The organism is Brevundimonas sediminis (assembly GCF_048799765.1).
Lineage (GTDB): Bacteria > Pseudomonadota > Alphaproteobacteria > Caulobacterales > Caulobacteraceae > Brevundimonas.
Window position 1 is genome coordinate 65,909 of record NZ_JBLYQK010000012.1, and the last position, 20,813, is coordinate 86,721.

At 68.2% G+C, this 20,813-nt stretch carries 23 protein-coding genes and 1 pseudogene; 16 read left to right on the top strand and 8 right to left on the bottom strand.

What is annotated here, in order from left to right; genetic code table 11:
- Nucleotides 1–7: 7 nt before the first annotated feature.
- Nucleotides 8–523: an S-type pyocin family protein gene (locus ACLQ7T_RS09025; RefSeq protein WP_420479125.1), complete on the bottom strand. Its 516-nt coding sequence runs from the start codon at nucleotides 521–523 to the stop codon at nucleotides 8–10.
- A gap of 122 nt (nucleotides 524–645) precedes the next feature.
- On the opposite strand from ACLQ7T_RS09025, the gene coaBC reads away from it, so the two are divergent.
- The 3 genes from coaBC (at nucleotide 646) to ACLQ7T_RS09040 (ending at nucleotide 2,775) form a co-directional block, all read left to right on the top strand.
- The gene (coaBC, locus tag ACLQ7T_RS09030) at nucleotides 646–1,872 is read left to right on the top strand and encodes a bifunctional phosphopantothenoylcysteine decarboxylase/phosphopantothenate--cysteine ligase CoaBC (protein ID WP_420479126.1); all 1,227 of its coding nucleotides are present in this window, start codon (nucleotides 646–648) and stop codon (nucleotides 1,870–1,872) included.
- Nucleotides 1,873–1,887: 15 nt separating this feature from the next.
- Complete coding sequence (gene dut / locus ACLQ7T_RS09035; protein ID WP_420479127.1) at nucleotides 1,888–2,337, top strand: dUTP diphosphatase; 450 nt, start codon at nucleotides 1,888–1,890, stop codon at nucleotides 2,335–2,337.
- Between the two features lie 75 nt (nucleotides 2,338–2,412).
- Nucleotides 2,413–2,775, top strand: coding sequence for a hypothetical protein (locus ACLQ7T_RS09040; protein WP_420470085.1), 363 nt, complete (start codon nucleotides 2,413–2,415; stop codon nucleotides 2,773–2,775).
- 200 nt (nucleotides 2,776–2,975) lie between these two features.
- On the opposite strand, the gene dapB is transcribed toward ACLQ7T_RS09040, so the two are convergent.
- The 3 genes from dapB to dnaK all read right to left on the bottom strand — a co-directional run bounded on the left by dapB (nucleotide 2,976) and on the right by dnaK (nucleotide 7,021).
- The gene (dapB, locus tag ACLQ7T_RS09045) at nucleotides 2,976–3,725 is read right to left on the bottom strand and encodes a 4-hydroxy-tetrahydrodipicolinate reductase (RefSeq protein ID WP_420479128.1); all 750 of its coding nucleotides are present in this window, start codon (nucleotides 3,723–3,725) and stop codon (nucleotides 2,976–2,978) included.
- Nucleotides 3,726–3,755: 30 nt separating this feature from the next.
- Nucleotides 3,756–4,943 carry a molecular chaperone DnaJ gene (gene dnaJ, locus ACLQ7T_RS09050; protein ID WP_420479129.1) on the bottom strand — a complete coding sequence of 396 codons (1,188 nt, stop codon included), beginning with the start codon at nucleotides 4,941–4,943 and terminating at the stop codon, nucleotides 3,756–3,758.
- A gap of 170 nt (nucleotides 4,944–5,113) precedes the next feature.
- Nucleotides 5,114–7,021, bottom strand: a complete 1,908-nt coding sequence (gene dnaK, locus ACLQ7T_RS09055) for a molecular chaperone DnaK (protein ID WP_420479130.1) — start codon at nucleotides 7,019–7,021, stop codon at nucleotides 5,114–5,116.
- A 274-nt stretch (nucleotides 7,022–7,295) separates the two neighbouring features.
- On the opposite strand from dnaK, the gene ACLQ7T_RS09060 reads away from it, so the two are divergent.
- Entirely contained in the window at nucleotides 7,296–7,694 is a 399-nt protein-coding gene (locus tag ACLQ7T_RS09060; protein WP_420479131.1) for a hypothetical protein, read from the top strand.
- Between the two features lie 52 nt (nucleotides 7,695–7,746).
- Here ACLQ7T_RS09060 and ACLQ7T_RS09065 read toward each other — a convergent pair whose 3' ends face one another.
- Nucleotides 7,747–9,228: a methyl-accepting chemotaxis protein gene (locus ACLQ7T_RS09065; protein WP_420479132.1), complete on the bottom strand. Its 1,482-nt coding sequence runs from the start codon at nucleotides 9,226–9,228 to the stop codon at nucleotides 7,747–7,749.
- Nucleotides 9,229–9,405: 177 nt separating this feature from the next.
- Between ACLQ7T_RS09065 and ahcY the strand changes: the two genes are divergently transcribed.
- Complete coding sequence (ahcY, locus tag ACLQ7T_RS09070) at nucleotides 9,406–10,797, top strand: adenosylhomocysteinase (RefSeq protein ID WP_420472006.1); 1,392 nt, start codon at nucleotides 9,406–9,408, stop codon at nucleotides 10,795–10,797.
- A 102-nt stretch (nucleotides 10,798–10,899) separates the two neighbouring features.
- Here the strand turns inward: ahcY and ACLQ7T_RS09075 are convergent, their stop codons facing one another.
- On the bottom strand, nucleotides 10,900–12,021 hold the full coding sequence (locus tag ACLQ7T_RS09075; protein WP_420479133.1) for a hypothetical protein: 1,122 nt from the start codon (nucleotides 12,019–12,021) through the stop codon (nucleotides 10,900–10,902).
- Between the two features lie 141 nt (nucleotides 12,022–12,162).
- Between ACLQ7T_RS09075 and ACLQ7T_RS09080 the strand changes: the two genes are divergently transcribed.
- Both ACLQ7T_RS09080 and ACLQ7T_RS09085 read left to right on the top strand, forming a co-directional pair.
- A complete protein-coding gene (locus ACLQ7T_RS09080) occupies nucleotides 12,163–12,366 on the top strand; it encodes a twin transmembrane helix small protein (RefSeq protein ID WP_420472008.1) in 204 nt (67 codons plus the stop codon).
- Between the two features lie 5 nt (nucleotides 12,367–12,371).
- Nucleotides 12,372–12,944: a cob(I)yrinic acid a,c-diamide adenosyltransferase gene (locus ACLQ7T_RS09085; protein ID WP_420479134.1), complete on the top strand. Its 573-nt coding sequence runs from the start codon at nucleotides 12,372–12,374 to the stop codon at nucleotides 12,942–12,944.
- A gap of 6 nt (nucleotides 12,945–12,950) precedes the next feature.
- On the opposite strand, the gene ACLQ7T_RS09090 is transcribed toward ACLQ7T_RS09085, so the two are convergent.
- Entirely contained in the window at nucleotides 12,951–13,283 is a 333-nt protein-coding gene (locus ACLQ7T_RS09090) for a hypothetical protein (RefSeq protein ID WP_420479135.1), read from the bottom strand.
- A gap of 125 nt (nucleotides 13,284–13,408) precedes the next feature.
- On the opposite strand from ACLQ7T_RS09090, the gene ACLQ7T_RS09095 reads away from it, so the two are divergent.
- The 9 genes from ACLQ7T_RS09095 to arfB all read left to right on the top strand — a co-directional run bounded on the left by ACLQ7T_RS09095 (nucleotide 13,409) and on the right by arfB (nucleotide 20,435).
- Nucleotides 13,409–14,173 carry an electron transfer flavoprotein subunit beta/FixA family protein gene (locus tag ACLQ7T_RS09095; RefSeq protein ID WP_420479136.1) on the top strand — a complete coding sequence of 255 codons (765 nt, stop codon included), beginning with the start codon at nucleotides 13,409–13,411 and terminating at the stop codon, nucleotides 14,171–14,173.
- Nucleotides 14,173–15,102, top strand: a complete 930-nt coding sequence (locus ACLQ7T_RS09100) for an electron transfer flavoprotein subunit alpha/FixB family protein (RefSeq protein WP_420479137.1) — start codon at nucleotides 14,173–14,175, stop codon at nucleotides 15,100–15,102. The genes ACLQ7T_RS09095 and ACLQ7T_RS09100 overlap by 1 nt, the downstream gene beginning before the upstream one ends.
- Before the next feature lie 126 nt (nucleotides 15,103–15,228).
- On the top strand, nucleotides 15,229–15,711 hold the full coding sequence (locus ACLQ7T_RS09105) for a hypothetical protein (protein WP_420479138.1): 483 nt from the start codon (nucleotides 15,229–15,231) through the stop codon (nucleotides 15,709–15,711).
- Nucleotides 15,712–15,734: 23 nt separating this feature from the next.
- Nucleotides 15,735–16,013, top strand: coding sequence for a DUF167 domain-containing protein (locus ACLQ7T_RS09110; protein WP_420479139.1), 279 nt, complete (start codon nucleotides 15,735–15,737; stop codon nucleotides 16,011–16,013).
- An 83-nt stretch (nucleotides 16,014–16,096) separates the two neighbouring features.
- Entirely contained in the window at nucleotides 16,097–17,575 is a 1,479-nt protein-coding gene (locus ACLQ7T_RS09115) for an amidohydrolase (RefSeq protein ID WP_420479140.1), read from the top strand.
- A complete protein-coding gene (locus ACLQ7T_RS09120; protein WP_420479141.1) occupies nucleotides 17,575–18,924 on the top strand; it encodes an amidohydrolase family protein in 1,350 nt (449 codons plus the stop codon). The genes ACLQ7T_RS09115 and ACLQ7T_RS09120 overlap by 1 nt, the downstream gene beginning before the upstream one ends.
- A 91-nt stretch (nucleotides 18,925–19,015) precedes the next feature.
- The gene (locus ACLQ7T_RS09125) at nucleotides 19,016–19,477 is read left to right on the top strand and encodes a YaiI/YqxD family protein (RefSeq protein ID WP_420479142.1); all 462 of its coding nucleotides are present in this window, start codon (nucleotides 19,016–19,018) and stop codon (nucleotides 19,475–19,477) included.
- Nucleotides 19,478–19,489: 12 nt separating this feature from the next.
- Nucleotides 19,490–20,032, top strand: coding sequence for a hypothetical protein (locus ACLQ7T_RS09130; protein WP_420479143.1), 543 nt, complete (start codon nucleotides 19,490–19,492; stop codon nucleotides 20,030–20,032).
- Nucleotide 20,033: 1 nt separating this feature from the next.
- Nucleotides 20,034–20,435, top strand: coding sequence for an alternative ribosome rescue aminoacyl-tRNA hydrolase ArfB (gene arfB, locus ACLQ7T_RS09135; protein ID WP_420479144.1), 402 nt, complete (start codon nucleotides 20,034–20,036; stop codon nucleotides 20,433–20,435).
- 17 nt (nucleotides 20,436–20,452) lie between these two features.
- Here the strand turns inward: arfB and ACLQ7T_RS09140 are convergent.
- Nucleotides 20,453–20,813, bottom strand: a pseudogene (locus tag ACLQ7T_RS09140) (hypothetical protein); the annotation flags it as partial.

Consider the following 20,813-nt stretch of genomic DNA (forward strand, 5'->3'; position numbering starts at 1 on the left):
CCTTTCGTCACGATGCTGACTGCCGTCGACCGAAGTCGGGGGCCGCCGCCTTCTGCTCGGCCCAGTAGGCGGCGCCGTCGCGTGGCTTGAACATCGTCTTGGGCACGCCGTCGCGCGAGACCACCGCAAAGGTGTTGGTCGAGGCCTGGTAGAGCAGCACGTCGCCATTGGGCCGTTCGACCCGGTCGACGTCCGCTGGCGGTCTGGTGGTGAAGGCTTCCACCCTGGCCAGATAGTCCTCGGCCGTCCGCGCCCCGAAATCCGCCCCGTTGCGCTCGAACAGACGGGCGACCTTGGCGTCGACCGTTTCACGCCGGTTGGCGGTCAGGACCGGTCTCGATTTCCCGTTCGGCGCCTCCAGGGCCGCGGTCGCGCCGGGCGGCGCCGAGGCCGCCGCCGGTGCATCAGCCGCCGCCCGCTCGCGGGTCTCGACCGCCGATCCCCCGTCCCCGCACCCCGTCAGCCCTGCCGACCCGATACCCAACGCGGCCCCGACGGCCGCGATCATCATCGCCTTCCGCATCACACCCTCCTGCGTTGAAACTCACCGGCCAAAAGGATAACCACAGGTTAACGGTTCCTGCAATGTTCCGTTTCGTGGAAGCGTCACTCGACGCGGGCGGACGCCGTCGCTAGACCAGCGGAATGACCACGGCATCGCTGTCCGGACGCAAGGTCCTGTTGATCGTCGGAGGCGGCATCGCCGCCTACAAGGCGCTGGAGCTTGTGCGTCTCCTGAAGAAGTCCGGGGCCGAGGTGATGAGCCTGCTCACACCGGCGGGCGCAGAGTTCGTCACCCCCATGTCGCTGGCGGCCCTGACCGGTCATCCGGTGCGGCAGGCGCTGTTCATGCCCGAGGACGAGACGGCCATGGGCCATATCGAGCTCTCGCGCTGGGCCGATCTGGTGGTGGTGGCCCCGGCGACGGCGGGCCTGATCGCCAAGGCGGCGAACGGTCTGGCCGATGACCTGGCCTCCACGACCCTGCTGGCCACCGACAAGAAGGTGCTGCTGGCCCCGGCCATGAACGTTCGCATGTGGCTGCACCCGGCGGTGCAGGCCAATGTCGCGCGGCTGAAGGGTTTCGACGGCTTCCACGGCGTCGCCGTCGTGGGCCCGGACGAGGGCGAGATGGCCTGTGGCGAGTTCGGGCCGGGCCGCATGGCCGAGCCGGCCGCCATCCTGGCCGCCATCCAGGGCCTGCTGACCGGGCCGGACGGGCGTCCGCTGGCGGGTCGCAGGGCGGTCGTCACCGCCGGCCCGACCTTCGAGCCGATCGACCCCGTCCGCGGCCTGACCAACCGGTCCAGCGGCAAGCAGGGCTATGCCATCGCCACGGCCCTGGCCGAGCTGGGCGCCGAGGTGACCCTGGTGTCCGGTCCGGTGGCCCTGGATGCGCCCGTCGGTCTCAATCGCATTTGGGTCGAGAGCGCCCGCGAGATGCAGGCCGAGGTCCAGAAACATCTGCCCGCCGACATCGCGGTGATGAGCGCCGCCGTCGCCGACTGGCGCGTGGACGGCGTCGCCTCCGGCAAGATCAAGAAAGCCCCGGGCGGCCCGCCGTCGCTGGCCCTGATCGAGAACCCCGACATCCTGGCCGGCGTCTCCAAGCCCGGAAAGTCCCGGCCGAAGCTGGTCATCGGGTTCGCGGCCGAGACCTCGGATCTCGAGGCCAATGCGCGCGCCAAACTGTCCCGCAAGGGCTGCGACTGGATCGTCGGCAACGACGTGTCCGACGACGTCTTCGGCGCGGACGGCAATGCGGTGACCCTGTTCACGAAGGACGGCGGCGCCGATGTCTGGCCGCGCCAGTCCAAGACCGAGGTGGCCCGCAAGCTGGCCGCCAGAATTGCCGACCACTTCAAGGCCTGAGAGAGACCCGCGCCCATGACGACCGTCCGCGTCGAACGCCTGCCGCACGCCGAAGGCCTGCCGCTTCCGGCCTATGAGACCACCGGCTCGGCGGGGATGGACCTGCGCGCGGCGGTCCCGGCGGACGAGCCGCTGACCCTGGCGCCGGGTGCGCGGGCGCTGGTGAAGACCGGTCTGAAGATCGCTCTGGAGCCCGGCTATGAGGCGCAGGTGCGCCCCCGCTCGGGTCTGGCGCTGAAGCACGGGATCACCTGCCTGAACTCGCCCGGCACGGTCGACAGCGACTATCGCGGTGAGGTCGGGGTGATCCTGATCAACCACGGTCAGGAGCCCTTTGTGATCCAGCGCGGTGAACGCATCGCCCAGATGGTCATTGCGCGCCACGAGCAGGCGCAGATGGTCGAGGTCGAGGCGCTGGACGAGACGGCGCGCGGCGCGGGCGGCTTCGGCTCGACCGGTCGCTAGGGAGCGATTCCGCCGAAACGGCGTTAACCCTGCGAACCGGTCAGGCTTGACCGTATGCAGATGGAGACGACGGGCATGGAATCCCTCATCGATTCAATCGGCGCCTTCCTGTCGGGCCTGTTCGGCCTGGCCCAGGGCGGGTTTGACGGCGTCAATCAGGTCATGGGCCTGCTGATCGCGGTGATCGCCGCCCTGGTGATGCCGGCCTGGAGCCGGCTTTGGGCGACGGCGCTCGGCGCGGCCTTCGTGCACATCCTGATCGGGGTGATCCGCCCGGTGCTGGACGGCGCGCCCCTGACCCTGCCGCCCCTGCTGACCCTGAGCTTCTGGATGACCGTGCTGGCCCTGTTCCTGGGCTATGCGATCGTCATCGCCGTCTTCTTCCTGATCAAGTCGCTGTTCACCGGCGGGCATGGGCGGAGAGCCCACGCGCACTGAGGCGCGAAGCGCCTCAGTCATCTTTGTTGGGCCGCGGACCGTCGGCCCTTCGGGACCTCCCGACCCGACGCGGCCTGGCGCTCTGCGCCGGCTGATCGGCAGGCCGTGATCAATGAATGCGCCCAAGCAGCGAGCGACCGCGTCGCGAGCGTTAGCGCGCCACGAAGCGGCCCGGAGGAAAGGGCGATGCCGCCAAGCGGCTACGCCTGTCTGAAGCCGAGAACGTCCTGCATGTCGTAGAGCCCGGACTTGCGATTGCGCACCCAGGCCGCGGCGGCGACCGCGCCGCGCGCGAACAGCGAGCGGTCGATGGCCGAGTGGCTGAGGGTCAGCATCTCGTCGTCCGAGGCGAACAGGACGGTGTGCTCGCCGATGATCCCGCCGGCGCGGACCGAGGAGAAGCCGATCCTGCCGCTTTCGCGCGGACCGGTGATGCCGTCCCACGGAGCGGCGCGGACGTCCTCAAGATCCTCGTGACGGCCGGCCGCCGCCGCCTCGCCCAGCATCAGCGCGGTGCCGGAGGGGGCGTCGACCTTGCGACGGTGATGGGCCTCGGTGATCTCGATGTCCCAGTCGCGCGCGTCCAGCCGCAGGGCGGCATGCTCGACCAGGCCGATGAGTATGTTGACGCCCAGCGAGAAGTTGCCGCTGCGCACGATGGCCACGGTTTCGGCCGCCTTGAGGATTTCAGCGTCCTGTTCCGGCGTCAGGCCGGTGGAGCCGATGACCAGGGCCGGGCCGCCTCGCGCCGCGCAACTCTGGGCCAGCTCCACCGAGGCCTCGGGGGTCGAGAAGTCGATCACCACGTCGCACAGGGACAGGTCCGGGGTCTCGCCGCGATCAAAGCGGGCGGCGACGACGACGTCCTCGCGGGCGTCCAGAACGGCCGAGACGGCCCGGCCCATACGGCCCCGCGCTCCGGAGATGCCGGCGTGGAAGATGGCGCTCAAATCAGTTCCCCCAAGGACGGAAATCCCACCCTATTGGGCCGTTTCCTTGCTGTCGCCAAGGATATCGGCCCAGAACCGCCGGGCCTTGCCCGCGAAGGACGAGTTACGCGGGGTCTGGGTCTCGCCCAGCGAGGCGGCCAGCTCTTCCAGCAACTCCTTCTGACGCGGGGTCAGATCGGTCGGGGTCTCGACGAACAGCTCGACCACCAGATCGCCGCGCTGGCGACCGTTCAGGTGGGGCATGCCCTTGCCCTTGATGCGCACGGTCTTGCCGGTCTGGGCCCCGGCCGGGACCTCCACCGAGGCCTTGCAGCGCCCGTCGCAGGCGTCCGAAACCAGGCAAGGGGCGTCGATCTCGCCGCCGAGGGCCGCGACGGTCATGGGCACCGGCACGGTGACCAGCAGGTCGAGATTATCCCGCTCGAACAGCTCGTGCGGGGTCACTGAGAGGAAGACGTACAGGTCGCCGCGCGGGCCGCCGCGCTGGCCGGCGTCGCCTTCGCCCGACAGGCGGATGCGCGAACCGTCGTCGACGCCGGCGGGGACCTTCAGCTGCAGCTTGCGGTTCTTCCGCACCTGTCCATGGCCGTGGCAGGTCCCGCAGGGTTCGGCGATCATCTTGCCGTTGCCGCCACAGCGGGGGCAGGTCCGCTCGACCTGGAAGAAGCCGTTGGCCGAGCGGACGCGCCCCGCGCCCTGGCAGGTGGTGCAGGTCGTCGGCTGGGTGCCGGGCTTGGCGCCCGAGCCCTCGCAGGTGTCGCAGGTGGCGGTGGTGGGGACCGAAATCTCCACATCGGCGCCCTTGTAGGCCTGCTCCAGGGTGATCTCGAGGTCGTAGCGCAGGTCGGAGCCGCGACGCGGGCCGCCCCGTTGTCCGCCGCCGCCCTGCCGGCCGCCGAAGGCGTCTCCGAAGGCGTCGCCGAAGACCTGTGAGAAGATGTCGTTGAGATCGTGGAAGCCCTGACCGCCGCCGGCGCCGAAGGGATTGCCGCCCGCCCCGCCGCCGGCATGGCCGAAGCGGTCATAGTGGGCGCGCTTGTTGTCGTCCGACAGGACGCTGTAGGCTTCGGAAATCTCCTTGAAGATCGCCATGGACTCTTCCGAGCCGCCGTTGCGGTCCGGGTGGTGCTGCATGGCCAGCTTGCGATAGGCCGACTTCAGGCCCGCCGCGTCGATGGTCCGCTCGACCCCCAGAATCTCGTAATAGTCCCGCGCCATCCGGCGATCGTCCTCTTACTCTGGCCCCGTGGATCCGCCTGTTCCCGGCGTTTTCGTCAAAGGGCTGACCGGGCTGACATGGGCGCCCGATCCCGTGATGCAAGTTTCATGAAAAGGCCCCGCCCGTCGCAGGACAAGCGGGGCCATTTTGTTCAGCCGCAAGCCTTGGCTTACGCGTTCTTCTTGTCGTCGGAGTCCGAGACTTCCTCGAACTCGGCGTCGACCACGCCGTCGTCGGCCGGCTGTTCAGCCGAGGCCGAGGCGTCGGCGTTGTTCTGGGCGGCGTACATGGCCTCACCCAGCTTCATCGAGGCCTGGGCCAGGGTGTTGGTCTTTTCGCGGATGGCTTCCGGATCGGATCCGTCCTTGGCCGCCTTCAGGTCGTCGAGGGCCGACTGGATGGCGGTCTTGTCGGCGTCGCCGATCTTGTCGCCGTGTTCCGACAGGGCCTTTTCGGTCGAGTGGATCAGGCTGTCGGCGCCGTTCTGGGCCTCGACCAGCTCCTTGCGGGCCTTGTCCGCCGCGGCGTTGGCCTCGGCTTCCTTGACCATCTTGTCGATGTCGGCGTCCGACAGGCCGCCGTTCGCCTGGATGCGGATCGACTGTTCCTTGTTGGTCGCCTTGTCCTTGGCGGTCACGTGCACGATGCCGTTGGCGTCGATGTCGAAGGCGACCTCGATCTGCGGCATGCCGCGCGGTGCGGGCGGGATGCCCATCAGGTCGAACTGACCCAGCACCTTGTTGTCGGCGGCCATCGGACGCTCGCCCTGGAAGACCCGGATGGTGACGGCCGACTGGTTGTCGTCGGCGGTCGAGAAGACCTGCGACTTCTTGGTCGGGATGGTGGTGTTGCGTTCGATCAGCGGGGTGAAGACGCCGCCCAGGGTCTCGATGCCCAGGGTCAGCGGGGTCACGTCCAGCAGCAGCACGTCCTTGACGTCGCCCTGCAGAACGCCGGCCTGCACCGCAGCGCCGAGCGCCACGACCTCATCCGGGTTCACGCCCTTGTGCGGCTCCTTGCCGAAGAAGGCCTTCACGGCCTCCTGCACCTTGGGCATGCGGGTCATGCCGCCGACCAGCACCACTTCGTCGATGTCCGAGGCCTTCAGGCCGGCGTCGGCCAGGGCCTTCTTGCACGGCTCGATGGTGCGGGCGACCAGGTCCTCGACCAGGGCTTCCAGCTTGGCGCGCGACAGCTTGATGTTCAGGTGCAGCGGGCCCGAGGCGTTCATGGTGATGAACGGCAGGTTGACCTCGTACTGGGTGGTCGAGGACAGCTCCTTCTTGGCCTTTTCGGCCTCTTCCTTCAGGCGCTGCAGGGCCAGCTTGTCCGAGCGCAGGTCGACGCCCTGCTCCTTCTTGAACTCGTCGGCCAGGTAGTCGACGAGGCGCAGGTCGAAGTCCTCGCCGCCCAGGAAGGTGTCGCCGTTGGTCGACTTCACCTCGAACACGCCGTCGCCGATCTCGAGGATCGAGACGTCGAAGGTGCCGCCGCCGAGATCGTAGACGGCGATCTTCTGGCCGTCGTTCTTGTCCAGGCCATAGGCCAGGGCGGCCGCGGTCGGCTCGTTGATGATGCGCAGGACTTCCAGGCCGGCGATCTTGCCGGCGTCCTTGGTCGCCTGACGCTGGGCGTCATTGAAATAGGCCGGAACGGTGATGACGGCCTGGGTGACGGTCTCGCCCAGATAGGCCTCGGCGGCCTCCTTCATCTTGCCCAGGGTGTAGGCGGAGATCTGCTGCGGCGAGTAGTCCTTGCCGTGGGCCTTCACCCAGGCGTCGCCGGTCGGTCCCTTGACGATGTCGTAGGGGACCATGTCCTTGTCCTTCGCGACCACCGGATCGCTGAAGGCGCGGCCGATCAGGCGCTTGATGGCGAAGAAGGTGTTGGTCGGGTTGGTCACGGCCTGACGCTTGGCGGGCTGGCCCACCAGCACTTCGCCGCCGTCCTGGATCGCGACGATCGACGGGGTGGTGCGGTTGCCTTCCGCGTTCTCGATGACCTTGGGGTTCTTGCCGTCCATGACGGCGACGCACGAGTTGGTCGTGCCCAGGTCGATGCCGATGATCTTGGCCATGCTCTAGTCTCTCACTCCATCTCAGCGGGCGGTGCGGCGGCCTTTTAAAGCGAAGCGCCGCGCGTGACTGCCCCCGATTTCAGGGTCTTGGGGATTTATGGAAAGCCCCACGCTTTGCGGGGTTTTCCGGGGATTGACGCCGATATGGGAAACACCCCCCGGCCCGCAAGCCCCTTGCACGATTCAGTCGTCAGGGGCCGTCAGGCGACACAGGTGAAATCCCGGCGCATGACAGCGTTATCGGAGCCGGGGATCGGCCCCGGGGAGAAACCACATGCACAAGAGCCTCAACATCGTCGCCGGCGTCGCCCTTCTGGCCGCGGCTATCGCAACCGTCCCGGCGACCACCGCCGCGGAGCCCCGCATCGCCGTCCAGCCGACGGCCACCATCGTGGTGCAGTCCCGCGACGGCCAGAACCGCCGGGTCCGTGTCCACAACCAGACCGGCTGGACCATGACCCATTTCTACGCCTCGGACTCCCGCATCGACGACTGGCAGGAAGACATGCTGGGTTCGAGCGTCCTGGCCAACGGCTCCAGCGTGACCATGAACATCGACGACGGAAACGGCGGCTGCCTGTACGATTTCAAGGCCCGTTTCACCAACGGTCAGGAGCTGACGCGGATGCGCATCAACGTCTGCCAGATCGCGGACTACTACTACACGCGGTGACTTTCCGCCCGGATCGCCGGCGCCCGCCTTCGCGCGGGCGGCGGCGCGGAGGTCAGGCGGCGTAGCGGACGGGGGCGGTCCGGTCCTGCACCGCCAGCTGGAACCGGCCGACGGAGCGGGACAGGCTTTCCGCCTGCTGGGACAGGGCATGGCTGGCGGCGGTGGTCTGCTCGACCATGGCCGCGTTCTGCTGGGTGACCTGGTCCATCTGGTTGATGGCGGTGTTGACCTGCTGCAGGCCGACGGCCTGTTCCTGGGCCGAGGCGGCGATTTCAGACACCAGTTCGTCGATCTCGGCGACGCGGTTGACGATCCGCTCCAGCGCCTCGCCCGTCTGGCCGACCAGGTCGACGCCGGACGCCACCTGTCCGCTCGACGCGGAGATCAGGGTCTTGATCTCCCTGGCGGCCTCGGCCGAGCGCTGGGCCAGGGCCCGGACTTCCGAGGCGACGACCGCGAAGCCGCGGCCGGCGTCGCCCGCGCGGGCGGCCTCGACCCCGGCGTTCAGGGCCAGCAGATTGGTCTGGAAGGCGATCTCGTCGATCACGCCGATGATCTGGCTGATCTGGCTGGACGACTGCTCGATGGCGCTCATCGCGGCCACGGCGTCGCGGACGACCACGCCCGAGGTCTCGGCGTCGCCGCGCGCGCCCTGCACCACGTCCGAGGCCTGGCGGGCGCCCGAGGCGGTCTTGTTCACGGTGGCGGTGATCTGGTCCAGGGCGGCGGCCGTCTCCTCCAGCGAGGCGGCCTGCTGCTCGGTCCGGCGGGACAGGTCGTCGGCGGCCTGGCTGATCTCGCTGGAGCCGGACTGGATGGCGCCGGCGTTGTCCGACACCGCGCCCATGGCCCGGTTGAGCTGGCTGACGGCGGCGTTGAAATCGTCGCGCAGGGGGCGATAGGCGTCCGGGAAGACCTCCTCCACGGTCGAGGCCAGATTTCCGTGCGACAGACCCGTCAGGGCCTGACCGACGATGGTGACGACGCGGGCCTGTTCGGCTTCCGCCTCCGCGCGGGCGGCCTCGCTGCGTTCGCGCTCTTCGGCGAGGGCCTCCAGATAGGTGGAGATGGCCAGATCCATATCCAGCATCACCCGCTGGGTCAGTTCGGCGACCGCGACGGCCGTGATGCGATCATGGTCGGCGCTCTTCTCCGTCCACTTCCTGGGACGTTGCGTGACCCGGTCGATCAGTCGGGCCAGAAGCACGCTGTAGCCGCCGATATACCAGCTCGGCTCCAGGCCGATGCGGGCATGGACCCGCCCGATGGTGCGCACGGACTGACCGTAATCGGCGTCAATCCGCCCCTCGACGATCGCTTGCCAGTGCGTTTGCTGGGCGGCGTTGGCGCTCGAGATATGGCTTTCGTCCCGGAAGAACCGCCGCATTTCGGGCGTGGCCCGCACCCGGTCGTAGAAGGCGTCGAGCGCGCCCGGAAGTGCGTCTCGCAGCACCGGGGCGATGGACCGGTAGGCGTCAGACGGCGCCCCGAGGTTCATGAAGGCCAAACGCCGGCTCAGGGGGTCGCTGGACATGTGTCGTCTCGTTGAAGAACCTTAGTTGGCTATCAAACCCCTGTTCCATCAGCGTTAACGCGAGCCCAAGGGATTCCCCTTAGTTCGGGTGTGGATATAAGGATATCCTTATGGGTTTCTTGCGATAAGGGCGGTGTCGGTCTATACGCCCGGCAAACCTTCGATCAGGACCGACCCATGACCGACTATATCGTCCGCGACATCTCGCTCGCCGACTTCGGCAACAAGGAAATCGCCATCGCCGAGACCGAAATGCCCGGTCTGATGGCCCTGCGCGCCGAATACGGCGCCGCCCAGCCGCTGAAGGGCGCGCGGATCGCCGGCAGCCTGCACATGACCATCCAGACCGCCGTGCTGATCCAGACGCTGGAAGCGCTCGGCGCGGAAGTCCGCTGGGCGTCGTGCAACATCTTCTCGACCCAGGACCACGCCGCGGCCGCCATCGCCGCCGCCGGCACGCCGGTCTTCGCTTTCAAGGGCGAGACCCTGGTCGAGTACTGGGACTACGCCCACAAGATCTTCGAATGGGCGGACGGCGGCTATCCGAACCTGATCCTCGACGACGGCGGCGACGCGACCCTGCTCTGCGTTCTGGGCCCGAAGGCCGAAAAGGACCCCTCCGTCCTCGACAACCCGACCAACGAGGAAGAGGAAGCCCTCTTCTCGGTGATGAAGCGCTATCTGAAGGAGAAGCCGGGCTTCTACTCGGCCATCCGCGACGCCATCGGCGGCGTGTCGGAAGAGACCACCACGGGCGTGCACCGCCTGTACCAGATGGCCGAGCGCGGCGAGCTGCCGTTCCCGGCGATCAACGTCAACGACAGCGTCACCAAGTCCAAGTTCGACAACCTGTACGGCTGCCGGGAGTCGCTGGTCGATGCGATCCGTCGCGGCACCGACGTCATGCTGTCGGGCAAGGTCGCGGTGGTCTGCGGCTACGGCGACGTGGGCAAGGGCTCGGCGGCCTCGCTGCGCAACGGCGGCGCCCGCGTGATCGTCACCGAAATCGATCCGATCTGCGCCCTGCAGGCGGCGATGGAAGGCTATGAGGTGCAGACCCTCGAGGACGTCGCCGACAAGGCCGACATCTTCGTCACCACCACCGGCAACAAGGACGTCATCCGCGTCGAGCACATGCGCGCGATGCGGAACAACGCCATCGTCTGCAACATCGGCCACTTCGACAGCGAAATTCAGGTCGCGGGCCTGAAGAACTTCAAGTGGGACAAGATCAAGGATCAGGTCCACCACATCGAGTTCCCGGACGGCAAGAAGATCATCCTGCTGTCGGAAGGCCGTCTGGTGAACCTGGGCAACGCCACGGGCCACCCGTCCTTCGTGATGTCGGCGTCCTTCACCAACCAGACCCTGGCCCAGATCGAGCTGTGGACCAACGCCGCCAAATACGGGAACGCGGTCTACACCCTGCCCAAGCACCTGGACGAGAAGGTCGCCTTCCTGCACCTGGCCAAGCTGGGCGCGAAGCTGACCGTGCTGAACCCGGAACAGGCCGACTACATCAATGTCCCGGTCGAAGGTCCGTTCAAGCCGGAGCACTATCGTTATTGATGGCGCTGAAGGTCCGCGCGCGACCCGGCGACGGGTCGCGACGTGGACGGATCAGGACGTTGCAGGGGCCGGGAGCGCGACGCGCCTCCGGCCCTTGTCACATCAGGCGGCCAGATAGAGCTGGCCCAGGTCCTGGTTGCGGTCGGCGAGGCCGGTCTCGAAATCCATGAAGACGTCGATCAGCTCGTCGACCCCCACGGGCGCGGCGCCCGGGCTGAAACGGAAGCGCCAGAAGCTGACGACATGCTGGATGGCGCCCAGCTGCTCGCCGAGGCGCGTGAACAGCCGCGGCGCCTGGAGCAGGAAGTCCCGGAAGGCGCCGGGACGCGAGTCCTCGGTCAGGGCCGCATAGGCGTCGTCATAGATGCGCAGGGTCCGGGAGGCGTCATCGCAGACGGTGACGATCCGGTCGCGGAGCACCTGACGGCCCCGATCCAGATACGCCTTCGCATTGGCGTCGACCTTGCCCAGCGGCCGCACCGTCGCGACGGCGTCGGCGACCCCGGCGACGTCGGTCATCAGGCTGGTCAGGACCCATTTGTAGTAGAGGAATCCCTTCCAGCAGAAGATGCCCTCCTGATACTCGTCCGCCTTCAGATGCAGGGTCTGGCGCAGCGCTTCCATGCGATCGCCCGGATCGTTGGACAGGATCTTGCCGGCCAGCCGACGGGTCGAGCCGACGGCCTCGATCCCTCCGCCCAGGCTGAGCGTGACCAGGGGCCGGATCTCGGCCTCCACGAACTGCATCATGCGGAGCAGGTCGCCGTCGCTGATCGAGAAATAGCAGGCGGCCGGCTCGATCCCCGCCCGCTTCAGCTGCTCGCGCAGCAGGAAGGGGTCCAGCGAGGGCAGGGCGTCCATCAGCCGCAGCGTCCCCAGATCGGGGTGGTCCGCATCCAGTCCGAACGTCTCCTGCATCATCTTCTCGAACCCGCGCTGGTCCACGAAGACGAAACGGCCGCCGGTCTTCAGGTCGTCGGCGTCGATCGGGATGACCACCTTGGTCGCGACCTGGCGTCGCAGGTGAAAGGCGTCGAGTTCGTCCCGACGCAGGCGGTGCTTGATGATCAGGGCGCTGTTCAGCGCCGGGGTGCGGAAGATCGGGCGCGCCCGCCAGTCCGGCTCATGGGCGTGCTCCGTGGCCACCTTCAACAGGTTGAGCACGCGCGCGGTCGAGGCCGAGCGCCGCAGATGGGCCAGATTTCGGATCGCGCGGTCGGTCATTCAGGCCCCTGGACAGGCGGGAACCGTGGCGCACAAAGATGACCAACCTCGTCTACGATCAGCGTTAACATAGCTTCAGACGCGCTGTGTGCGCCCGTCCACGCTATGGCGCGCGCCGGTCCGGAGGCCTAGAACCGCGACATGAACCTGTTCGACATCCTCATCCTTGTCGCCGTCCTGTCCGTGGCGGTGACCCTCGCCCTGGGCCTGCGCCAGCTCTACAAGGACGGCCCCGAGGCCCGCTCGCGCTCCAACAAGCTGATGCGGCTTCGCGTCGCCCTGCAGGCGGTGGCGGTCATCCTGCTGGTCACGGGCCTGTGGTGGAAGTCCACGCACGGGGGCTGAGTCCGATGGTCGTGCTCAACCGCATCTATACGAAGACCGGAGACGGGGGCCGGACGCGGCTGGCGTCCGGCGCGACCGTTTCCAAGACCGACGCCCGTGTCGCGGCCCTGGGGGCGGTGGACGAGCTGAACGCGGTCCTCGGCGTGGCCCGGCTGCATTCGGGCCAGAATGACCGCATCGACGCCATGCTGGGCCGCATCCAGAACGAGCTGTTCGATCTGGGCGCTGATCTGGCCACCCCGTCGGAGCCCGCGCCGGCCTGGGAGGCCCTGCGCATCCTCGACAGCCAGGTCGAGCGACTGGAGCAGGAGATCGACTGGATGAACGAGAGCCTGAAGGCGCTGGACAGCTTCATCCTGCCCGGCGGCGCGCCCCTGTCGGCGCATCTGCACCTGGCCCGGACGGTCGCCCGTCGGGCCGAGCGGGACGCGGTGCGTCTGGTCGAGAGCGGGGAGGCCGTGAACGAGGCCGCGATGCGGTATCTGAACCGCCTGTCGGATCACCTGTTCTGCGCCGCCCGCCGCGCCAACGCCAACGGCGCGGGGGACATCAAGTGGAAGCCCGGCGCGACGCGCTGAGCGGCGTCAGCGACCGCGTTCGGCGGCCAGGGCCTGACGCTGGCGCTCGGCGTCGGCGTCCCGGGCGGCCTGCTCGGCCTGCAGACGGTCCTCGATCTCGATCAGTTCGCGGTTCTTGCGGTCCGAGGCCTCGGCGCGGGTTTCGCCCGGCCTGCGTCCCGTGATGCCCTCGATCTCGGCGATCGACAGCGGCTGGGCGCACACCGCCTGCTCCGGGTCCCACCAGCCGCCGTCCGCGATGCAGCGATCTCCCGGCGCCTTCACCAGCGCCTGCCAGGCGAAGGTGGCGCCGACCAGCACCGCAAAGGTGCACAGAAACAGCACGCTGAGCCGTTTCATCGTCAAAAGGCGGTGCATCTGGAGCTTTCCGTGGTCCGGTGTGTTGACGCCGCGTTACGTTGACAGGGCGGGGGCGGCGTACCTATTCCCTGACCCATCATTCCGGCGACTTTGTGGATAGCGCAATGAAGGTTCTTGTCCCCGTCAAACGGGTGATCGACTCCAACGTCAAGGCCCGCGTGAAGGCGGACCAGACCGGCGTCGATCTCGCCAACGTCAAAATGAGCATGAATCCCTTCGACGAAATCGCCGTCGAGGAGGCTGTCCGGCTCAAGGAAGGCAAGGAGCACCATGCCGCCGGGACCGCGACCGAGATCGTCGTCGTCTCCATCGGCGTGACCCAGGCCCAGGAGACCATCCGCACCGCCCTGGCCATGGGCGCGGACCGTGGCATCCTGGTCCAGTCGGACGCCGACCTCGAGCCGCTGGCCGTCGCCAAGGTTCTGAAGGCGGTGGTCGACGAGGAGAAGCCGGATCTGGTCCTGCTGGGCAAGCAGTCGATCGACGGCGACAACAATGCGGTCGGCCAGATGCTGGCGGCCCTGCTCGACTGGCCGCAGGCGACCTTCGCCGGCAAGCTGGAGATCGGCGGCGGCAAGGCGACTGTCACGCGCGAAGTCGACGGCGGCCTGCAGACCGTGGCGGCGGAACTCCCGGCGGTGGTCTCGGTGGACCTGCGCCTGAACACCCCGCGCTACGCCTCCCTGCCCAACATCATGAAGGCCAAGAAGAAGGAGATCGCCACCAAGGCGGTCGCCGACTACGGCGTCGACGTCGCGCCGCGCCTGAAGGTGCTCAAGGTCACCGAGCCGCCCAAGCGGTCGGCCGGCGTGAAGGTGGCTGACACCGCCGAACTGGTTTCCAAGCTCAAGTCCGCGGGGGTCCTGTAATGGCCGTTCTCGTCATCGCTGATCACGACGGTTCGACCGTCCGCGACACCACCCACAAGACCGTCACCGCCGCCCTCGCCGTGTCGAAGGACGTGGACGTTCTGGTCCTCGGTCAGGGCGCCAAGGGCGTCGCCGACGCCGCCGCGAAGATCGCGGGCGTCCGCAAGGTCCTGCTGGCCGAGAGCGCCGGTCTGGGCAAGATGCTGGCCGAGGCCGTCGAGGCCACCGTCCTGCCGCTGGCCGCCGGCTACGACGCCGTGCTGACCCCGGCCAACACGGACGGCAAGAATTTCGCCCCGCGCCTGGCCGCCAAGCTCGACACCGCCCCGATCTCGGACATCGTCGAGGTCCTTTCGTCTGATAGTTTCGTGCGCCCGATCTACGCGGGCAACGCGCTGGAGACCGTCCAGTCGTCGGATGCGAAGAAGGTCATCACCGTCCGTCCGACCGCCTTCGCCGCCGCCGCTGAGGGCGGTTCGGCCTCGGTCGAGACGGTGACCGGCGCCGACGCCTCGAAGACGACCTTCGTCTCGGAAGAGATGGTCAAGTCGGACCGCCCGGAACTGGGCGCCGCGAAGATCGTCGTCTCGGGTGGTCGCGCCCTGGGTTCGGCGGAAGAGTTCCACGCCGTGATGGATCCGCTGGCCGACAAGCTGGGCGCCGCCGTCGGCGCCTCGCGCGCGGCGGTCGACGCGGGTTACGCCCCCAACGACTATCAGGTCGGCCAGACCGGCAAGGTCGTCGCCCCGCAGCTCTACCTCGCCATCGGCATCTCGGGCGCCATCCAGCACCTCGCCGGCATGAAGGATTCCAAGGTGATCGCCGCGATCAACAAGGACCCCGACGCCCCGATCTTCCAGGTCGCCGACTTCGGCCTGGTCGCCGACTACAAGACGGCAGTGCCGGAGCTGATGAAGGCCCTCGGCTGAGGGGTTTCACAGGCTGAATGAAGAAGGCGCGGTTCCGGAAGGGGCCGCGCCTTTTCTTTGTTCGAGAGAAGCGGTCGCGGCCTCAGAGGCTTGTGGTGACCAAGTGGCGTCTGCCAACATTTGGCGATGAACCGCCTGAATGCCTTACTGGAAACGCTCTCACGGATTCGCCCCAACGCGACAATTTGGTGTGGCGCCGCGCCGGCCGACGCAGGCCACGAAGCGCTTTTCGAGAGACTCTCCTACAGGCCGTCAGGCAGGGAAGTTCGTGAGCTCAGTCGTGAGGATGCTACGGCTTGGCTGAGCTTGTTGGCGGCGCATTCCCTGAACCACGGCATCGGTCGTGCAGAGGCAATCGCCTTGCTGAACGATGTCGAGTTTGGCTTCGAGGAATTGAGTGAGGGCGCCAGATTCTTCTCGGTCGGGATCTGGCAGGTCTCCCGGCGGGGCCGGAAGTGGGACCCTTTGCGAGCGGGCGAGCCATGGAAAGGTAGGACGCACATGGTCGACTTCTCCGGGCCATATGTGGATGGCGAAGGGGTCGGGGGAGCGATCCTTGGGCTCGACCATAAACTGGCTTTCGTGTTCGGCGTCGTCGAAGACGACTAGGCGTAGACGGTCTTCCCATCGCCATGACCACCCTCCCCATCCGTCTCACCCCCGGCGCCTCGGCTGATCGCATCGACGGCTGGGATGTGGACGTGGACGGACGCCCCGTCCTCAAGGTCCGGGTCCGCGCCCGGCCCGTCGAGGGCGAGGCCAACACCGCTCTCATCAAGCTGATCGCGAAAACCCTCGGCGTCCCCAAATCCTCCGTCACGCTGGAGCGCGGCGGGCAGTCGCGGACGAAGATGCTGTCCATCGCCGGACTGTCCGAACCCGAAGTGAAAGCGCGCCTTACAGACTTGTAATGTTTCGGGCCTTGTCGCGGCGGTGAACTCACCCCTGTAATCCGCCCCGAGTTCGCGCCCGCAGGCGCACAGGGGAGCTTTTCATGAGACTTCGCCGTCTGGCAGGCCCGAGCCTCGCCGCCATCGCCGTGCTGGCCCTCGGGGCCTGCGCCACCACCGGCAGCGCCGACGCGCAGACAGAGACCGCCGCCGCGCCGCGCGCCCGCGCCGCCCTGCCGACCGGTCTGGACTACGCCGCCAACCCGGATCCCTATCCGTCGACCTATCGCGGCCTGCCGCGCGAGAATTTCGCCATCGTCGGCGGCACCGTGCTGGACGGCGCGGGCCGCAAGTTCGAGAACGGCGTGGTCGTGGTCACCGACGGGCGCGTGGCCGCCGTCGGCGACGCCTCGACCGCCATCCCGGCCGGCTATCGCACGGTGCAGGCCAACGGCCGCTTCGTGACCCCTGGCATCATCGACGTTCACTCCCACCTCGGCGTCTATCCCTCGCCGGGCGTGCAGGGGATGAGCGACGGCAACGAGGCCACCAACCCCAACACCGCCCAGGTCTGGGCCGAGCACAGCCTGTGGCCCCAGGACCCGGGCTTCAACGCCGCCCGCGCGGGCGGGGTGACCACCCTCCAGATCCTGCCCGGTTCGGCCAACCTGTTCGGCGGTCGCGGCGTGACCGTGCGCAACATTCCGTCGGTGACCATGCAGGGCATGAAGATGCCCGGCGCCCCCTACGGCCTGAAGATGGCCTGCGGCGAGAACCCGTCGCGCGTCTACGGCTCGCGCAACCAGAGCCCGGCGACGGGCATGGGCAATATGGCCGGCTATCGCGCCGCCTTCATCGCCGCGCGCGACTACAAGGACAAATGGGATCGCTGGCGCCAGTCCGGCGAGGGCTCGCCCCCGACCCGCAACCTGCAGCTCGAGACCCTCGCGGGCGTTCTGGACGGCTCGATCCTGATCCAGAACCACTGCTACCGCGCCGACGAGATGGCGATGATGATCGACCTGTCGAAGGAATTCGGCTTCCGCATCACCGCCTTCCACCACGCCATCGAGGCCTACAAGCTGGCGCCGCAGCTGGCCCGTGAAGGCATCTGCGCCGACATGTGGACCGGCTGGTGGGGCTTCAAGATGGAGGCGCTCGACGCGGTCGAGGCCAACGCCGCCCTCGTCGACGCCCAGCCGGGCTCGTGCGCCGTCATCCACTCGGACGACGCCGAACTGACCCAGCGCCTCAATCAGGAGGCCGCCGCCGCCCTCGCCGCCGGCCGCCGCATCGGCATGGATATCCCGGAGGAGCGGGCGATCAGCTGGATCACCCTGAACCCGGCCCGGTCGCTCGGCATCGCCGACCAGACCGGCTCGCTCGAAGCCGGCAAGCGCGCCGACGTGGTGATCTGGAGCGCCGATCCCTTCTCGATCTACGCCCGCGCCGACCAGGTCTATGTCGACGGCGGCCTGGCCTTCGACCGCAACAACCCGGCCTACCAGCCGGTGTCCGACTTCGAACTGGGTCAGCCGGGCTACGGCCTGCGCGCCGCCAACGTGCCGCAGGGAGCCCGCTGATGCGCCTCAAGAGCCTCATCCTCGCGGCCGCCTCGGTCGTCGCCCTCGCCTCTCCCACCGCCGCCCAGGAGCTGACCGCCATCACCGGCGGTCGGGTCCTGACCGGAACCTCGGTTATCGAGAACGGCACGGTGGTCATCCAGAATGGCCGGGTCGTCTCGGTCGGGACCGGGGCCGCCCCCTCGGGCGCCCGGATCATCGACGCCCGCGGCAAGGTGGTCGCCCCCGGCTTCGTCGCGGTCGACTCGGGCCTCGCCGGCAGCGAGGTCGGATCGGTCAACGGCACCAATGATCTGGCCAACGGCGCCAACTCCATCAGCGCGTCGTTCGACGTCTCCTACGGCCTCGATCCCTGGTCCTTCACCCTGCCGGTGGCCCGCCTCGGCGGCATCACCCGCGCCATTGTGACCCCCAGCCACGGCGGCGGGGGCGGCGGCGCCCACGCCCACGACGATTCCGACTTCGCCGGGGTCCAGCACGGGCTGCAGTCGCCAAGCCTGTTCGCCGGCCAGGCCTCGATCATCCATCTGGCCTCGGGCAACGACATCCTCGTCCGCGCCCGCGTGGCCCAGGTGGCGCCCTTCGGCGAGGCCGGCGGCCGGGTCGCCGGCGGCGCCCGCGGGGCCGAGTTCACCCAGTTCAGGGAAACCCTGGCGGAGGTTCGCCTCTACGCCCGCAACCGTGCCGGCTATGACCGGGGCGGCCTGCGCGAACTCAGCCTGTCGCGCGCCGATCTGGAGGCGCTGATCCCCGTCGCCAACGGGACCATGCCCCTGATCGTCACCGCCCGCCGCGCTTCGGACATCCAGCAGGTGCTGCGACTGGCGAAGGAAGAAGGGATTCGCATCATCCTCGACGGCGCCGAGGAGGGCTGGCTGGTCGCCGACCAGATCGCCGCCGCCGGCGTGCCGGTCCTGCTGAATCCCATCTCCAACCTGCCGGGCAATTTCGAGATCCGCGCCGCGCGGATGCAGAATGCCGCCGCCCTGAACGCCGCCGGGGTGACCATCGCCATCAAGGGCAATGAGGGCTCGACCCACCGCGCCCGCGAGACCCGCTACAACGCCGGCAACGCCGTCTCGCACGGCCTGCCCTATGAGGCGGCGATCGCGGCGATCACGGTCAATCCGGCGCGCATCTTCGGCGCGGCCGGCCAGTTCGGCGAACTGCGCCCCGGCGCCGCCGCCGACGTGGTCATCTGGTCCGGCGACCCGCTGGAGCCGCTCAGCAACGCCGAGCAGATCTGGGTCAACGGTCAGGAGCAGGCCCCGACCAGCCGCCAGTTCCTGCTGCGCGACCGCTACCGCGACGGCGGCGAAGGCGCGATGCCGCCGGCCTACGGCCGCTGAGGAATTAGGGAGTAGGGAGTAGGGCGTAGGGAGGTCGTGCTAAGGGTTCGCCCAGAGCTCCTAATTCCTACTCCCTAAGCCCTACTCCCTTATGCCCCTTCCCCGTATCTTCATCGACGCCGACGCCTGCCCGGTGAAGGACGAGGTCTATCGCGTGGCCGAACGCTACGGGCTGAAGGTGTTCGTGGTCTCCAACGGCTGGATCAACACCCGCCGCGATCCGTGGATCGAGCAGGTGGTGGTCGACGCCGGGCCGGACATCGCCGACGACTGGATCGCCGAACGGGCGGGCAAGGGCGATATCGTCATCACCCAGGACATCCCTCTCGCCGACCGCTGCCTTCAGGCGGGGGCGCAGGCGATCAAGTCCAACGGCACGCCCTTCACCCCCGACTCCATCGGCTCGGCGCTGGCCGGGCGGATGGTCGGCGAGCATATGCGCTCCATGGGCCTGCAGACCTCCGGCCCGCCGCCCTTCGGCCCGAAGGACCGCTCCAACTTCCTGCAGGCGCTGGACAGGGCGGTGGTGGTCGCCAGGCGGGCGCTGGGATAGGGTCAGCACAACATGATCATGGAACTTCTCGCGGCGTCAGCGATGACCTTCGGTGAGCAGGCCTCCTCCGAGCCGGAGGGCTGCCCGGTCGCCGTCAGGTACGTGGAGCGGTTTCTTGCCCGAAGCCCGGACCGCTACGTATTCAGCCCAACCGCGCAAGGATGGCCGAGCCATAGGGATCAGCCTGTCGATGCTGACGAGAGCCCGATCGACCCTGCTTTCGTTGAGAAGATCAACACGACGCAACCGATCGGCGCCGTCGAGGCCTGCGAATCCCTCCGATCCTTCCTTGACGCGCAGGGCATACCGCACACTGCTGAGGCCATTGCCGAAGCGACCTGGGCCAATGACGTGGACAAGTTGGCCCGGTCTGTGCCGTACGATCGGGTAATGGTTGTCATGACGCTGCCGCTCTTGAACGGAGATGGAAGCGAAGCCTTCGTTCAAACGGGCGTATTTCCCCATCCTCGCGTTTGCGCGATGTTTTCGTTCACCCTCGACGTCACGGATCCCGAGCTTCCGGTGACGAGATGGCGGCCCGGCCCGCTGTGCTGACATGACCGTCATCCCCGAGGACGAGCTGGAGTTCCGCTTCTTTCGCGCGGGCGGGCCGGGCGGTCAGAACGTCAACAAGGTCTCGACCAGCGTCCAGCTGCGCTTCGACGCCCGCAACTCCCCGTCCCTGACCGATCCGGTGCGCGAACGGCTGCTCAAGCTGGCGGGCAGCCGGGCGACCCTGAACGGCGAGATATTGATCACCGCCGTCCGCTTCCGCACCCAGGAGCGCAACCGGGCCGACGCGGTCGGCCGGTTGCAGGAGCTGGTCGATCAGGCCTCGATCCGGCCGGTCTATCGCGTGCCGACCAAACCCACCCGCGCCTCGAAGGAGCGGCGGCTGGAGGGCAAGGCCAAGCGATCCACGATCAAGAGCGGGCGGGGCAAGCCCCGCCTCGACTGAACCCGTCTCGACCGAGGCTAGCGCCGTCGCGCGGCCGCGGCTTGGGCCGGGGTCATCGGCAGGGTGGCCAGGGTCAGCTTGCCGTCCCGGTCCGTGTCCAGCGCCAGGAACCAGCGCCGGGTGGCGGCGGCCCATTCCTCGGCGCTGACCCTTTGATCGATGTTGACGTCGGCGGACTTCACCGGCTGCGGCAGGTTGAAGTAGCCGCTCTCGGCGACCACGCCATAGCTGCCGATTCCGCCGCGCGATCCGCCCCGCCCCGGGGGGCGTCCGCCGGCCTGCTGCGGGGCGAGACTCGCCGAGGCGGCGAGCCCTTTGTCGGCGAGCTCGGCGGACCCTGGCCCTCGGAGGACTGGTTCCGGGGCGCCGACGCCGATC